We start from the raw sequence: 15,050 nt of genomic DNA on the forward strand, positions 1-15,050 counted from the left end.
TCAGCCATGCTCCGACGACCCAGAACGATGGCAGACCCAGAACCGAGTATGAATACGGGCCGGATGTGCATGGGCTGGCTGGGTTGCTGGATTTTGCGCGAGAGTGCGAACGAGTTCCGGCGTTGGCGGTATCCGAGAAGGTTCGGATCGTCGGAGGCAACGACTACTGGTGGCATGAGCTTTGGTACGGCCTGAAGCGCCCTGAGTTTGTTGGAGACTCCTGACCTTGGAAACGAGGATGGAGTCATGGTGTCGAATCAGGGATCTGGGAAGCCGACGGCGCGTCGGTATTCACCGGAAGAAAAGGCCGCCGCGGTCCGGATGGTGCGGACGCTGCGGGCAGAGCTGGGGACCGAGCACGGGACGGTGCAGCGCGTCGCGACGCAGCTCGGTTACGGGATCGAGTCGGTGCGGACCTGGGTGAAGCAGGCCGACGTCGACGACGGGCACGTCGCGGGTGTGAGCACGGCGGAGGCGCGTCGGGTGCTGCGGGAGCTTGAGCAGGAGAACCGCGAGTTGCGGCGGGCGAACGAGATTCTGAAGCGGGCAGCGTCTTTCTTCGGGGCGGAGCTCGACCGCCAACACCGGAAGTAGTCGCGTTCATCGACGCGAACAAGAACGACGTCGTCGAAGGTCGCCCGCTCGGAGTCGAGCCCATCTGCGCACTCTTGCAGGTGGCTCCGAGCACGTATTACGCCGCGAAAGACCGCGCTCCGTCGGCGCGATCACTCAGCGATGCTGCCCTCACGCCCGAGCTTGTCACGCTCTGGGAAGACAACTATCGCGTTTATGGTGTCCGCAAGCTCTGGAAGAGCGCCCTCCGCGCGGGGCTCAGTATCGGGCGAGATCAGACGGGCCGGCTGATGCGTGCTGCGGGCATCGAGGGAGCGACGAGGTCGAAGCGAGTGAAGACGACCAGGACCGACCCGGCCTCGGCGAGGTATCCGGATTTGGTGAAACGAGAGTTCACCGCAACAGCCCCGAACCGGCTCTGGGTGACGGATCTGACGTTCGTGCCGACGTGGGCGGGCGTTGCCTACGTCTGTTTCATCATCGACGCGTTCAGCCGGATGGTCGTGGGGTGGCGGTGCGCGTCGCACATGCGTACGGAGATGGTCCTCGATGCGATCGAGATGGCGAGGTGGGGGCGCGGCGCTCACCACGCCGATCTCCGCTGCCACAGCGACGCAGGGTCTCAATTTACGTCGATTCGCTACGGGGAACGTCTCGCCGAGATCGGTGCAACACCATCGATCGGAACCGTCGGCGACAGCTACGACAATGCCCTGGCCGAGACGGTGAACGGCTACTACAAGACGGAACTCGTCCGCGGGCCCGCACGCCCCGGACCCTGGCGAACAGTCGAGGACCTCGAGCTCGCGACGCTCGGATGGGTGCACTGGCACAACACGCAGCGCCTGCACGGCTACCTCGGCGACGTCCCACCCACCGAGTTCGAGCAGGCCTTCTATGCTGGCCAAACCGCCGTCGACCAGCTGGCGGGAATCAAATAGCGCGAGTCTCCATCAGACCCAGGGCGCTTCACAACGCTTCCACCGCAGGGTTCGTCACGGGGGTGAGCCCGACATTGCAGCCGTCTGCGATCAGCAGTGCCGCGACCGTGACCGCCAGATCACTCAGCCGCGTATCAGCCCCGGAGACGTGCACGTACGCATCCAGGAACCCGGTCCACGCGTGGACTTCCAGGAGCAGCTCCGGCAGATCGATCGCGGGCAGCATGCTCGCAGTCGTTGCCTTCAGCCAAGTCAGGCTGTCGGGTATTTCCAACGCTTCCAGTCGCTCCACTGACAGCCGGGCCCGCCCATCAGCTGCCGGGACGATCTTCACCCGGGCATCCTCACCGGCCTCCTCAAGCCGCGCCGCGGCCTGCAGCCAGGTCGCGTCCAGCAGTGACACCATTCCGCTCAGATGAGCGTCCACTGGTACATCCAGTCCGAGCCCGTTCAGGATCTCTGGGCGGACGCTCTCCCACGCTGGGCCGACGAGGAGCCGTGCCCGCGGATCAGCCCACCGGTGTGAGCAGGTCGCAAACACGTCCCGGACCCGAAGCGCCTTGTGCAGCTGTTCGAGCACGCAGACCACGTACGCATCCCGATCCACGTCACCTGTGTCCGGGTCGAACACCGCGCGGCGCCAGACAGACGGAACGATGCCCTCGTGGATCTCCGCCGCGGCCAACGGCTTCATGCCCACCCGCCGGGCCAACAGTGCCGGCACCGCACGCACTGCCGCCAGCACCGGCCCGCCCGCTGGCGACGCGGCCAGCGACGACGACTCGCACAGCAGCTGCACGAACGGCCGTACCGTCCGGTACCGTTCCGACAGCGCCACCCGGAACGCCGCATTCTGGTTGTCGTCGTCGGGGACGAGCTCTACCACCGTGGCCACCGCGCCCGCGATCAGCTCACGCGACGCGATCGACTCGATCCGCGCCCACACCGCCGCAACATCCAGGCCGCCACCTTCCTCTGCGGCAGCGCCGAGAAAGGTCAGGAGCTCGCTATTGACCGACGCCAGCACCCGGGATGCCTTCTCCAACCTCGGTAGCCACGACAGCCGATCCGCGCTGGTCGCCTTCTGGGCCGGGCTCAGCAACTTCGTCGTCATCAGCACCGCGAACAGATCCAGCACATCGTCCACCGCTACCGCGTCCAAGTACCTTGCCAACGCCACCAACGTCGCCGTCCGCCGCGGCTCGGCGAGCTCATTCAAGGTCGGCGCTTTAGAAGCCATCCCGTACCGCGCCAGCGCCGCCAATCGGTTCGCGGGCACCGCCGTACAGTCCACCTCCCGCACCCGTAACGCCTCCAGATCCGCCGCGCGATCCAGTGCCGCCACTAACGCCGGCCCCGACACCCGAGTCGGAGACCTCTGCCACTCCTGCAACTGTGAAAATCGAAATCCAGCCGGCACCCGCAACGAATCCCGCAACCGCGCCGGGAGTATAGGATCCACCGCCGTCGCCGCTTCCGCGAGAACCGCGCACAAGCGCTCCGATGCACGCTCCCTCGCCGCGCCAACCAAACGAGTCAACAACCCCAACCCTGGGAGCAGTACTCGGTGGCGGCGCAACCACCCGATCGCCTGATCGCGCGACGCCGCGGGCCGTTCCGCATGCGTCCATGCCCGACCGTCCAGGAACCGCCGAAATTCCTCACCGACCGCCGGGCTCTCGAACACACGGAACCCGTACGCGTCCCTGATCTCCCACGAATGCTCATACGCAGTCTTCGGTCGCATCACGTATTGGTCAAGATCTACAGCCGCGCTCAATCCCAGCTGCTCACGGAGGTGCTCCACCACCACGGTGGGTACATTCTGCGGTTCCACCAAGAACACGCCGAGATACCGCACGGTCGTCAATTGGACCGCAAACCCGAGCCGATTGTGGTCACCCCGCCGCACCCGAATATGTGACGGATCGGTCTCGTCTAGGAAGAAGAACCTCTCCAAATCCGACCGCGAAGGCGACCCATCAAACCGACCGTACGAACCGTCCGTAGCAGAACCCGAATCCATGAAGTCCGACAGTACCCAGCAACACTCGAAAAACCCTTAGCGCCAACTACGACACCAATCCTCCTCGACCCCGGCCCTCCCAGCGGCGTTCGTCCGCTTCGCGCCGGGCAACAGCATCTGCCTCATAGACATCGTGCGAAAGGGCCGCTGCTGCCTGCGCGCTCATGCAGCCAGCGCGCTCCGACATGCCTGTCGCGTAGACCAGTGCACAGGCCCCGCCATCGTCAGCGCCTCTGTCGGCGAATGAAGCTGGCCATACCCGGCACGGTAAAGGCGACGTAGCCTCGGTCGGGAGCGTAGATGTGTCCGCTGCGAATGAGGAGATCTCGGGTCACCGAAATGCCGCTTCGCTTCTTTCCGACGCGCGTTGCGATGGCGGTGAGGGCTGAGGGGGAGTCGTTGTCGGCACTCATGGCTTCCATGAATGCTCGCTGTTGCGGCGTGGCTCGCTCCCATCGTGACTGATAGAGGCCTTGGTCGACTTCGTTCTGGGCCAGTGCGCTGCCAAGTGCGACGTCGTCGGCGTTGATCTGGTCACTGGTACGCGCCAACCAGACATGACTGCCGAGCGCTTGGATGAAATACGGGTACCCACCGGTAGCTCGCACTGCGGCGGCCAGGGCATCCTCGTCCCACATGACACCGTGCACCCGGGTCGGGACCTCGAGAGCAGACGCAGTCGCCGTCTCATCAAGGAGACCGAGTTGGCGGTAGTCATAGAGCCGTTCGGCATAGCTGGTGGCGTCCGCGAGTACAGCAGGCAGCGACGGGAGACCTGCTCCTATGAACATCACGGGAACGGGATTCGGCGCCTGGCCGAGGGCGTGGAGCGCAACGTTCAGACCGGTGAGGTCATTAATGGGCGCCTCTTGAAGCTCGTCCACGGCGATGACGAGGACCGTGTTGGTATCGCGTGCCGCTTCGCCAATCTGCTCGAACAGCTCTTGCACGTCAACAGCCAGGTCTCCGCTGTCCGCGACTCCGCGGGCTGCCTCGACAGTGAGGCCGAGCGCGTAGGTGCCGTCCGGGTCGAACCGAAGCTGAAAGGACTTCAAAGCGCCGGCCGCGCGCGTCCAGAGCTCTCGCGCACGATCAGATGCAGACATGAGCCGACGTAGCGCCAGGTGGAGCTCTTTCGACAAGCTCACCGAGAGAGACGTCGTTCGCGTCGCCTCGACCTTGATGAAGACCAATTTCAGCTGGACTGCCTCCCGCCCGAGCTGGTTCAGGAGCGCAGTCTTTCCCACTCCGCGGAGCCCAGACAGGATCCAGGGCCGCTGTCCCTCACCGGTCTCTCGAGCTTGGTAGAGGAGTTGGGAGAACTCTGAGATAAGGCCGGAGCGACCCGCGAGCTCGGGAGGAACGCGTCCCGCACCTGGGCGGAAGGGGTTCACGTCGAAGTCCATGATCAGAACCTATCACGGACTATCTTTCACTGTTGATAGATGAGGATATTGCGTGATAGGTAGCGCATCGGTCTCGACGGTCGTAACCCACGGCAACGGTCTGCAGATGGATGTGGCTAGATTCGAGTATGGATATTGCGAAGCATCGCCCAACCGGTAGGACGTTTCGGGCGGCAGCGTTCGCACAGCTCTCACCCGGGACGCTCGCCGAGTACCGATCGGATCTTGAGTGCGAGGGGTGCGGCAAATCGGCGTACTTCGCGAAGAAGCGCCGCAGCGGTACGTCTTACTATTTCGGTGCTCGTCATGTGCCCGGCTGTGGCTTCGCAACATCGGGTGGTGATGACCCTGAAACGGCGAAACTCCTTGAGGCCGCTCGTCGTGAAGCTGAGGACGGTGTCGTTCGACTCGTTGCCGACAGAGCGCGCGCTCGCACGGGAGAACAGGTCGAGCATGACCCTGATGGTGCAGAGCACGCGGGGCGGGCGCGACAGTATGTAGGTGTGGACGGCGCGCGCCGCACGACTGGAACCATGCAGATGAAGAGTCTGTTGCGGGCGCTGGATCGTGACCCGGAATTCGCGCGGAGTGAGTATCGTCTTCGGTTGGAGAATGGCACGGAGACGACCGTCCGCGACTACTGCGTCGAATTGGCCGATGTCGCGCAGAAGCACAGAAAACGGCGCCACCTGTACTGGGGCAGCATCATGTTCGCTCGCCCAGACACCGGCGAACGGGGCGGTGCGTGGCTCTTCACGGCCAAGGGCGAGCCGAACCTGCTCGTCACGCAGGAACTCGTAGAACACATCGGCGATCTCGACGAACTCGCTGGTGCGTTGTTCATGGTCTGGGGGTGGCTGAACGTACCCAAGAACCGCCCTGACGGTCACCCGTATCTGATCGTCTCCGACCCTCATCGCCTCACAATTTCTTTAGCGGACTAAGGCCACTCTCAAGCGGCCGGGCCGTCACAGGAGGTTGACGCGGCCGCATGCTGATACTCATCTCTGCCCAGGGCACCGGGCATTGATCCTCAACGGTCGGCCAACGTCAATTCGGGGGTCGAGGAGGGTTGGTGTCGTAGTTGGCGCTAAGGGTTTTCGAGTGTTGCTGGTTACTGTCGGGGTTCATGGATTCGGGTTCTGCTGCAGATAGTTCGTACGGTCGGTTTGATGGGTCGCCTTCGCGGGCGGACTTGGAGGGGGCGCTTGAGAAAACGGAGCTCAGCGTACGGTAAGTGGTTTCGGGGCGAGTGTCGGTGGTCCTTTCTAGCGTGAGGGTATGGAAGATCGTGCTGGTGTCGAGGCTGCGTTCTCGCGAGTCCTCGACTGGTTCCGAGATCACAACGTTGCTGTCGTAGATGCGCAGGTGTCTGATGGTGAGGCTTGCCCAGTTCTATGGCTCGACGTTGCATCCTCCAACGGGCTACTGGACGCGGTCGTACGCATTGTCCAGACCTGTGCTGTCCGTTTCGTCGCTGTGGCGGAAGCGCCAGCCGGGGACGAAACGGAGCGTTCAGTCTTGCTGGTTGGCGATCCGCTGATCGGCCTTCGGTTCGGTATCGATTTGGATGACGATCTAGAAGATAGTGATGACTACGGGGACCTTGACGAAGTCGAGGTAGAGGAAACCGTTGCCAGTTTGTCGGCCGCTGTCCTCGCGCAAGTCGCGTCGACTACGGGGGTTGAGCCCTCCAACGTTGCGAAGATCGAGAAGTTGCTCGCGGGCGCGATTGCGGATGCCGACGTGGACGACGAGCGTGTCAGGCGGCTGGTCAGCTCGCAGATCTTCTCCATGCGGTGGCAGATTGGGGCGGAGATCAAACGTCGGCACCAAAAGAAGTTTGCAGATCAAGCCAGCCAGATCGCCGAGGCCATCGTTGCGGGTGATTCTGAGGTCTTGTCGAAGCCGGTGAGCACGCTTCGACTGTTGGTGCATGATCATCTACTCGAGGTGGATCACGAGTGTGCGACTAAGGCAGCTGGTGACCCGATCGTCCAAGCCCTCAAGGCAATGGCGAAGGCCCCCAGGCCAGGGTTGTTCTGATCCCCGCTCAGCGCGAGGCGGCGGGGATCCATCTGTAGAGGGTGGCAACGGATACTCCGAGGTCGCGAGCGACGCTAACGGCGGGGGTTCCTTGCGCGAGGAGTTGTTTCGCCGAGGCGATCTTGCTGTCCGTCATGACCCGTTTCCGGCCGGGCCTCTTCCCTGCGGCACGTGCGGCGGCGAGGCCGGCGCGGGTGCGTTCGGCGGTGAGTTCGCGTTCCATTTGGGCGAGGGATGCCATGACGTGGAAGAAGAACCGCCCGGCGGAGGTGGCGGTGTCGATTTGGTCGGTGAGGGATTGGAACCCGATCCCGTCGTGTTCGAGCTGGTCGGTGAGGGCGATGAGGTCCTTCACGCTGCGGCCGAGGCGGTCCAGTTTCCAGACGACGAGGGTGTCCCCGTCGCGAAGGTGGTCGAGCGCGCGGTCCAGGCCGGGGCGGGTGGCTTTGGCGCCGCTGATGGTGTCGTCGTAGATCTTCGCGCACCCCACGGCTGTGAGCGCGTCGTGCTGCAACGCGAGGCTCTGGTCGCTGGTGGAGACGCGGGCGTAACCGATCAACATGACAAGCCCTCCAAGCCTCTCAGAATCCATTCCCGAGGGCCGATGCAAGAATACTGTTTCGAGAAGCAATTTCGAGAAGCATGGGTTTCGCGTCTTTCCGCGGGTCTGCGCCATGGCAACGGTGTCTTCTTGTTTTTCACCGTTTTTGGGTCGCGGCCAGAGTGCGGAACTGCGAGCCACCAGCGGGATTAGCAACACGTCCTAGTGGACTTGAATCAGGTTGACATACTCACGAGGCAAAAGTTTCGTGTTATAATCTTGATTTGTGCTCGTGCAACAAATTCAACCGCTTAGCGACGGACCGTCTCAAAAACCTGCTGTCCGTGTGGACTGCTCCACTGGGGCCACTCTTGTTTCGTTGCGCGCCCCAGACGGCTACCTCCCAAGGAGAAACATGCTTGATTCTCGCTTTTCACGACGATCGATATTAGCTCTCCTTCTTGGCGGGGCACTCGTAATCGCTCCGATCACGGGCGCCAGCGTCGCAGTAGCGGAAGTCGCGGTGATCGCTCCGATATCCGTCCCGAAAAACGTATGGTCCACAGTTACGAATAGCTCGACCGGCACCATCTACGTGGGGTCCGGCGGATTCGGGACAGCAGGGACCGTGTCCGCCATTGATTCGACTTCTGGAAGGATCACCGCAACAATCTCGGTAGGCCAGCGACCCGCCGATCTCACGGTAGACGAAGCGAACAACAAGGTCTACGTTGCGAATTACGCCGATGCCTCTGTGTCGGTCATCGATGGTGCGTTGAACGCTGTGGAGGCTACCATCTCAGCCCCTCTGAGCCCAAGCGGCTACCTCGCCGCTGTCGCAGTCAACGAGGGTCGCGGCGAGATCTACGCGTTCTACCAGTCTAATCGAACGCAACCCTCCTACATCGCGGTGATCGATGTCATTTCAAACGAAGTCACTCGTACCGTCCCCCTGGGCTTCTGGTACTCCCCGTCTGTGAAAGTCGCTATCAACCCCTTCACGAATAAGGCGTACATCCCGACAGCCGCCCAGACGATCGCGGTCGTTGACCTTCTGTCAGGAGCCGTGTCGACGACAGTGCCCGTCGCGGGTGGAGACCCGAGGCAAGTCGCCATCGACACCCAAACGAACACCGTCTACGTCACCGTTGATGGAGGCTTCCTGCAAAACCATGGGTCTGTTCTGGTGCTGGACGGAGCGACGGACACGTTGAGCCGGACGATTGACTTCCCGAATGAGCGTGCCTGGACCATCGGCTTCAATGCCAGCACAAGCACCGTGGCTGTGGCCGTAGTTGCCGACGCCATCGGGCCGGAACCGCAGCACGCGCGAGTCGTGCTTTTCCAAGCCACGTCCGACCTCCAGCTGTCTTCGACCCCCTTCCCCGAGTCGTGGGCATTCCCGCTGTCACTTTCTTTCAGCGTGAACCCGGCCCGAACGTGGTTCCCCGCCAACCGCGCGTCGACCACTACCGACCCCACGGCCGTTCCGGCCGCGCTCATACCATTCAATGCGGCCGAGATTTCGACTACCGCGCTCCCGCAACCGACGATTGGCGCCCCCTACCAGGCTGCAATCGCAACGACTGGCTCGGCACCCTACACGTTCACTGTCTCCGCTGGCTCGCTGCCGGCGGGGCTCGTACTGAATTCCGAGACGGGAGTTGTCGAAGGTGTCCCGGCTGATGATATTCCGTCGTTCTTCTCAATTACCGCAGCTGGAATCGGTGGGGCGAGCACCCGAGCTTTCAGCCTCGCTGCGATGCTCCCCATCATCGCCCCGACAATCCAGACAACCGCCATTCCCGACCTCACTGTTGGCGAGCCTCAGACGATACCCGTAGAGGCCGAGGGATCCCAACCGATTACCTTCAATGTCGTTGCCGGAAGCCTTCCTCAGGGCATCGCTCTCGACCCAGCCACTGGCATCCTCTCCGGAACCCCGCAAGAGGCAGGCGTCTACACGTTCACACTTGCAGCGACGAACATGGCCGGCAGTGACCAACAAACCTTCAGCGTTAGCGTCCTGAACGCGGCCGTCGCGCCCGAGCCGATTGTCCCTACGCCAGGTCCTTCCGTGACTCAGGGGTCGAGTATTACGGCTGATCTCGCAAAGACTGGAGTGGATCCCTCGATCGCCTGGGCGGGTGGGCTACTCGCCGCTCTCCTCGGCGCGGCATTCATCGGCGTGAGTCGTCTGAACCGTGCCCGCATGCGCGGGTAGAGCATCACGCAGCCGCTCATCAGTACCGAACGGAAAACGTTCCCGGACCCGGCCACCGCCTACCCGGCCGTGTTCCGGCGGGTGGCTCGCTACAACACACGCCGACGCCACTCCACGATCGGCAGCATCACCCCGAACACCCACGAAGCCACCCTCGCGGAAGCGGCATAACCGAAATGCCACCGTGTCCATAGTTTGGGGTCAAGGCCCGTCGAGGAAGATTGGTGCAGTAATTAGCGCTAAGGGTTCGACGGTGTCGGTTCGACGCGATTGGGCTCGGTGGTGATGTGCCGGTAGATGGTCATTGGGATGACGCCGCAGGTGGCGGCGATCTCGGCCATGGTGAAGGTGCGGCTGTCGTACATGCGTTGGGCTTTGCGGGTGAGCTCAGTGACGGCGGCGTCGAGGTAGCGGGTATTCCAGAGGGTGATCGCGTTGACGATGAGCCCGAGGGCGCCGAGTTGGTCTTCTTGCCCGTCACGGTACTTCTGGTGCAGCTGGCCGCGTTTGCCGTGGAACACCTTCCGGCCGAGGCGGTGCCGGGACTCTTGAACGGTGGTTTGCCGGTTCACGGCGCGGAGGTGGTTGTCGTCGATCGGGTCGATCATGGCCAGCATGTGCAGGGTGTCTTGCCCTTGGTTTGATGGAGACTCTGATCGTCCTGAAAGGATGAGGAGTATGCCAGCTTTGAGGAAGTACCCGGCGGAATTGAGAGAGCGTGCAGTGCGCCTTGTGTTCGAGGCGCGTGATGCGGATGGGGGCCGCCGTGGTGTGTGTACCAGGATCGGCCGGCAGCTTGGTGTCCCGTCGGACACGTTGCGTGGCTGGGTCCAGCGCGCCGAGGTCGATGGGGGTCTGCGTTCGGGGACGTCCACTGATACTGCGGTTCGCCTGGTCGAGGTGGAGCGTGAGGTGAGGGAGTTGCGGCGGGCGAACGCGATTTTGCGGAGCGCGTCGGCTTTCTTCGCGGCGGAGCTCGACCGCCCACACAGCAGATGATCGCCTACATCGATGAACACAAGGAAGAGTTCGGGGTCGAGCCGATCTGCAGGGAACTGCCGATTGCCCCGCAGACGTACTATGCCGCGCGGTCTCGGCCGCCCTCGCAGCGGTCCGTCAGTGACGAGGACACCGTGGTGAAGGTCCGTGCCGTGCACCAAGCGAACTATGGCGTCTATGGCGTCCGGAAGGTCCATGCGCAGCTGCGTCGCGACGGCCACCGGGTGGCCAGGTGCACGATCGAGCGGCTCATGCGTCGGGAGGGTCTCCGCGGGATCTCGCGGGCCAAGGGGCCACGCACGACGATCCCTGGGCCATTCACGGATCGTCCGGGGGACCTCGTTGACCGACGGTTCACCGCACCGGCACCGGACTGCCTCTGGGTTGCGGACATCACCTACATTCGGACGTTCTCCGGCTGGGTGTATGCCGCGTTCGTATTGGACGTGTTCTCCCGCCGGATCGTGGGCTGGCAGCTCTCCACAACCATGCACACCGAGCTTGCCCTCGATGCTCTCGAGATGGGCATCTGGACGCGGCAGCGTGCCGGCCGGGACCTGTCACAACTTGTCCACCACTCGGATCGCGGAGTCCAATATCGTGCCGTGCGCTACACCGACCGCCTCGCTGAGGCAGAAGCAGTCGCCTCGGTTGGGTCCAAGGGCGACAGCTACGACAACGCGATGGCCGAGGCGCTGAACTCTCTATTCAAGGCCGAACTGATCCGCAACCTCGGCCCGTGGAAGGGGATCGACGAGCTCGAGATCGCGGTCGCGGAATACATCGACTGGTACAACCACCGCCGACTCCACGGCGAGATCGGACACATCCCACCCGTCGAAGCCGAGAACAACTTCTACACGCAACTGCCCACCATCACCGTGATGGAACGGGTCTAACCGAGCCTCTACCAAACCCGGGGCTTGACAGCTCCAGCGATCAGCTCCCGCGACGCGATCGGCTCGATCCGCGCCCGCACCCCCGCGACATCCAGGCTGCCACCATCCCGCGCGGCAGCACTGAGCAGGGTCAACAACTCGTCGTTGACTGACGCCAAAACCCGCGACGCTTTCTCCAACCGTGGCAACCACGCTAACCGATCCGCGCTCGTCGCCCTCCGCGCCGGATTCAACAACTTCGTCGTCATCAGCAGCACGAACAGATCCAACACGTCGTCCACAGCAACCGCATCCAGATGCCGAACCAACGCCACCAACGTCGCCGTGCGCCGCGGCTCAGCCAGCGCATGCAGCGTCGGTGCTTTCAACGCCATCCCGTAGCGGGCCAACGCCGCCAACCGGTTCGCAGGAACCGCCGAGCAATCCACCTCCCGCACCCGCAGCCCTTCCAGATCCGCCGCGCGGTCCAACGCCGAAACCAACGCCGGCCCGGAGACCCGGGTCGGTGACCGCTGCCACTCCTGCAGCCGCGAGAACCGCGACCCCTCCGGCACACTCAACGCCCCACACAACCGTCCCGGCAGCGCTGGGTCCACTGCCGCGGCCGCCTCAGCGAGGACCTCGTGCAACCGATCCGCCGTGCGCTCCCGGGTCGATGCCACTAAACGAGTCAACACGCTCACGCCCGGCAACAGCACCCGATGGCGGCGCAACCATCCGACCGCCTGATCCACCAACGCCGCCGGGCCCTCCGCGTGCGTCCACGCCCGGCCCGTGAGAAATCGGTCGAACTCCACCCTCACGGCGGAATCCTCGAAGGCGCGGAAACCGTACGCCTCACGAATCTCCCACGTGTGCTCGTACGCAGTCATCGGCCGCTCGACATACCGGCCCAGACCCGTGAAGTCCGACATACCCAACTGGCGACCGAGATACTCGACAACAGCCGGCGGCACCGCAAGCGGGTCCGCCAGGAACGCGCCCAAATATCGGACCGTCGCCAGCTGCACAGCGAATCCCAGACGATTGTGGCCACCGCGCCGTTCAATACATACGACAGATCCGTCTCATCCAGAACGAAGAAACGCTCCAAATCAGACCGCGACGGCACCTCATCAAACCGACCGTGCGCACCCGAGAAAACGTCAGCAGACGCAGTTGAACCCATAAGTCCCGACGGTATCGCCCAAGCCTCCGAGAACCGTTAGCGCTAATTACTGCACCAATGCTCCTCGACCCCGGACTTGCAGACGCGATCGACCACACCCGCCCCGGCGACACCCTCGTCGTATGGAAATTGGATCGCCTCGGCCGCTCCGTGAAAGAAGTCCTGACAATCGCCGACAGCCTCCACGACGAGCAGATCGGGCTCCAGATCCTGACGGGCACCCTCTCCGGCACCTACCAGCCGACAGGAGAGGGGAAGTTCTTCTTCACGATGATGGCCGCGTTCGCCGAACTCGAGCGCGACATGATCCGGGAACGGACCCTCGCCGGACTCGCGACCGCGAGAGCTGACGGCCGGGTCGGAGGCCGCCCCACGGTCATGAACCCCGACACCCTCACCGCAGCGCAAGCACGACGAGAACGAGGCGAAACACCCACCCAAATCGCCAAAGCGCTCGGCATCTCACGAGCAACCATCTACCGGCACCTCACCCCTTAGCGCCAACCACCGTTCCAGTACTGGTCAAACCCCAACCCCAGATACAGGCATAAGCACATCACTAGAGCGTGTCGGCGTGTCCTCCTTTATGAGGACGCCGAACGCGAGTGGTCCCGGCCGGTCAAAGCCGTCGGCGTGGTTGGCAGTGCCGACTGTGGCCGAGCTGACCGCCTGGACGCCAGCCCACGCGCAGGGTGCGCCAGCCGCGGGCTCCGGTTCAGCGCGGGCGCCTGAGCGGGAGGTGCCGGAGGACGGCCCGAAGAGCTGGTCGCTGCCCGTGCCGGAAGGCATCTACGACACCATCGGGATCTGGCGGGGCTCGTCGCACTGGTTCGACACCGTGATGGACCTGGTGGCCTCCCCCGCCCGCGAGGCGCTGCGAGACCAGTATTCAATGGCTGACGCCACGCTGCTGAGAATCGCGGACGAGTACCGGAACTATGCCGACTGGGCCACCGGTCACAACGTGCACGTCGCCCACGGCACCATCGCCAAGACCCTCGGCATCTGCGCAAGGACCGTACAGCGTGCCACACGCATCCTGGAGGCGCTGGGCCTCGCAACGACACTCACGTTCGGCCGGTCGATCCTGAGCGCTGACGAGAAGGCAGAGGCCTTCCAGACGCACGGACACCGCCAGACCCGGGCCGCGAGCGTCGTCGCGCTGACCCTGCCGCCTGTGGAGGACATTCCCTCACGTGACACAAATGTCCACCTACCCACTTACCCCCCCGCTGACGAAACCTCTCACGACTCCTTAGAACAACAAAGGCGCGCAAGCGCGCACACGGAAGCTGCTGCGCAGCTCGGGCGACGACAGAGGCAGCGACCTCCGGCAGCTGCTCAGCCGTCTGCCCCTGAGGTGCGACCGCTTGCGATCCATCGTTACCTTGCTGAGCTTGATTTTCACTTCGGGCACCGACTTGGCCAGGACCAGCACATTGGTCATCTGGAACGAGTGCTCCGCCGTGCCGGTGTTGACCTGCAGCTGTGGACCGTGCAGGATCTCGCAACAGCGGTCGAGAACAAGTTCCCAAGCGCCCACGATCGCTTACACAGCGCGAAAGAGCCTTTGCGCTATTTCGCCTGGATGCTCGGGCGCACGGTCGCCCCTGGCGATCGGCCGGTGCGCGTCGAACTGGGCGCGCAGGCTCGCAGACGGGCTGTCGAGCGCGAACAGTTCCAGCGGGAGAACGAGCGCGTGCGCGCACGGCTCGCGGCCGACGATCCCACCGAGTTCGAGCGCATCACCGAAGCCATGCGCGCCGAACAAGCCGAGGAGTACCAGCACCAGACGCTGAGCCGGTGGAAGGATGACCGCATGCAGACCGATTCAGCGGCGATCACTCAGAACCTTCTTGGTCCCGGTAAACGCCCCAAAGACTTCGACGCCGACGTGCGAGAGCTGCACGATCGTGTGCTCTCAATCCACCGCTACCTCACTGACCGCGGCTGGAGCCTCAACCGAGATGAGATCCGCGATTGCGTCGAATGGAACTGGAACCCGTCACGACTCTCAACGGTTCCCGAAGAGGCCTGGGAAGCTACGTCGATCTCGTTCGAGTCGCCGCAGACACTCGACGTCGAACGAATCCTCACGGTCGGGCTCGCGGGCACACCCTGGAACGATACTGAAGGCCCCATCAATGACGCCGAAATCCACGAACGCATCGAAACTATCGAGAGCTACCGCGGCGATCCTCGCTAGCAATTTTCCTCCTCAAAACTC

General features: G+C 63.4%; 12 protein-coding genes, 2 pseudogenes and 1 other annotated feature. Of the genes and pseudogenes, 7 read left to right on the plus strand and 7 right to left on the minus strand.

Annotation, left to right across the window (positions count from 1 at the left end):
* The first annotated feature begins 246 nt into the window (after window positions 1–246).
* Window positions 247–1,514, plus strand: a protein-coding gene (locus tag ABMA10_RS03780; protein ID WP_431030839.1) for an IS3 family transposase whose coding sequence is annotated in 2 segments (ribosomal slippage) — window positions 247–553 and window positions 553–1,514 — 1,269 coding nt in all. Because the reading frame shifts where the segments join, the coding sequence is not laid out codon by codon here.
* Between the two features lie 28 nt (window positions 1,515–1,542).
* Here the strand turns inward: ABMA10_RS03780 and ABMA10_RS03785 are convergent.
* The 4 genes and pseudogenes from ABMA10_RS03785 to ABMA10_RS03800 all read right to left on the minus strand — a co-directional run bounded on the left by ABMA10_RS03785 (window position 1,543) and on the right by ABMA10_RS03800 (window position 5,401).
* Window positions 1,543–2,859 (minus strand): Tn3 family transposase, encoded by a 1,317-nt coding sequence (locus tag ABMA10_RS03785; protein WP_431031510.1) that lies wholly within the window; start codon window positions 2,857–2,859, stop codon window positions 1,543–1,545.
* Window positions 2,860–3,042: 183 nt separating this feature from the next.
* A pseudogene (locus ABMA10_RS03790) lies at window positions 3,043–3,540 on the minus strand (DUF4158 domain-containing protein); the annotation flags it as partial.
* A gap of 224 nt (window positions 3,541–3,764) precedes the next feature.
* Complete coding sequence (locus ABMA10_RS03795; protein ID WP_431030947.1) at window positions 3,765–4,946, minus strand: ATP-binding protein; 1,182 nt, start codon at window positions 4,944–4,946, stop codon at window positions 3,765–3,767.
* Between the two features lie 191 nt (window positions 4,947–5,137).
* Entirely contained in the window at window positions 5,138–5,401 is a 264-nt protein-coding gene (locus ABMA10_RS03800; protein WP_431030946.1) for a hypothetical protein, read from the minus strand.
* Between the two features lie 78 nt (window positions 5,402–5,479).
* On the opposite strand from ABMA10_RS03800, the gene ABMA10_RS03805 reads away from it, so the two are divergent.
* Together ABMA10_RS03805 and ABMA10_RS03810 are read left to right on the plus strand one after the other, a co-directional pair.
* Entirely contained in the window at window positions 5,480–5,890 is a 411-nt protein-coding gene (locus ABMA10_RS03805; RefSeq protein WP_431030945.1) for a hypothetical protein, read from the plus strand.
* 337 nt (window positions 5,891–6,227) lie between these two features.
* Complete coding sequence (locus tag ABMA10_RS03810; RefSeq protein ID WP_431030944.1) at window positions 6,228–6,992, plus strand: hypothetical protein; 765 nt, start codon at window positions 6,228–6,230, stop codon at window positions 6,990–6,992.
* A 7-nt stretch (window positions 6,993–6,999) separates the two neighbouring features.
* Here ABMA10_RS03810 and ABMA10_RS03815 read toward each other — a convergent pair whose 3' ends face one another.
* Window positions 7,000–7,554 carry a recombinase family protein gene (locus tag ABMA10_RS03815; protein ID WP_431030943.1) on the minus strand — a complete coding sequence of 185 codons (555 nt, stop codon included), beginning with the start codon at window positions 7,552–7,554 and terminating at the stop codon, window positions 7,000–7,002.
* A gap of 394 nt (window positions 7,555–7,948) precedes the next feature.
* Between ABMA10_RS03815 and ABMA10_RS03820 the strand changes: the two genes are divergently transcribed.
* On the plus strand, window positions 7,949–9,757 hold the full coding sequence (locus tag ABMA10_RS03820) for a putative Ig domain-containing protein (RefSeq protein WP_431030942.1): 1,809 nt from the start codon (window positions 7,949–7,951) through the stop codon (window positions 9,755–9,757).
* A 356-nt stretch (window positions 9,758–10,113) separates the two neighbouring features.
* Here ABMA10_RS03820 and ABMA10_RS03825 read toward each other — a convergent pair.
* Window positions 10,114–10,383, minus strand: a pseudogene (locus tag ABMA10_RS03825) (Tn3 family transposase); the annotation flags it as partial.
* Window positions 10,384–10,435: 52 nt separating this feature from the next.
* Between ABMA10_RS03825 and ABMA10_RS03830 the strand changes: the two are divergent.
* A protein-coding gene (locus ABMA10_RS03830) for an IS3 family transposase (protein ID WP_431030710.1) occupies window positions 10,436–11,655 on the plus strand; the annotation gives its coding sequence in 2 pieces (ribosomal slippage) (window positions 10,436–10,715 and window positions 10,715–11,655; 1,221 coding nt in all).
* Window positions 10,714–10,827, plus strand: a sequence feature (AL1L pseudoknot). It overlaps the preceding gene by 114 nt.
* An 8-nt stretch (window positions 11,656–11,663) precedes the next feature.
* Here the strand turns inward: ABMA10_RS03830 and ABMA10_RS03835 are convergent.
* On the minus strand, window positions 11,664–12,704 hold the full coding sequence (locus ABMA10_RS03835; protein WP_431031511.1) for a DUF4158 domain-containing protein: 1,041 nt from the start codon (window positions 12,702–12,704) through the stop codon (window positions 11,664–11,666).
* Window positions 12,705–12,880: 176 nt separating this feature from the next.
* On the opposite strand from ABMA10_RS03835, the gene ABMA10_RS03840 reads away from it, so the two are divergent.
* Complete coding sequence (locus ABMA10_RS03840) at window positions 12,881–13,321, plus strand: recombinase family protein (RefSeq protein WP_431030916.1); 441 nt, start codon at window positions 12,881–12,883, stop codon at window positions 13,319–13,321.
* Window positions 13,322–13,475: 154 nt separating this feature from the next.
* Window positions 13,476–15,029 (plus strand): hypothetical protein, encoded by a 1,554-nt coding sequence (locus tag ABMA10_RS03845; protein ID WP_431030915.1) that lies wholly within the window; start codon window positions 13,476–13,478, stop codon window positions 15,027–15,029.
* Window positions 15,030–15,050 lie beyond the last annotated feature (21 nt).

The organism is Plantibacter sp. RU18 (assembly GCF_050613355.1).
In the GTDB taxonomy this organism is placed as follows: domain Bacteria; phylum Actinomycetota; class Actinomycetes; order Actinomycetales; family Microbacteriaceae; genus Plantibacter.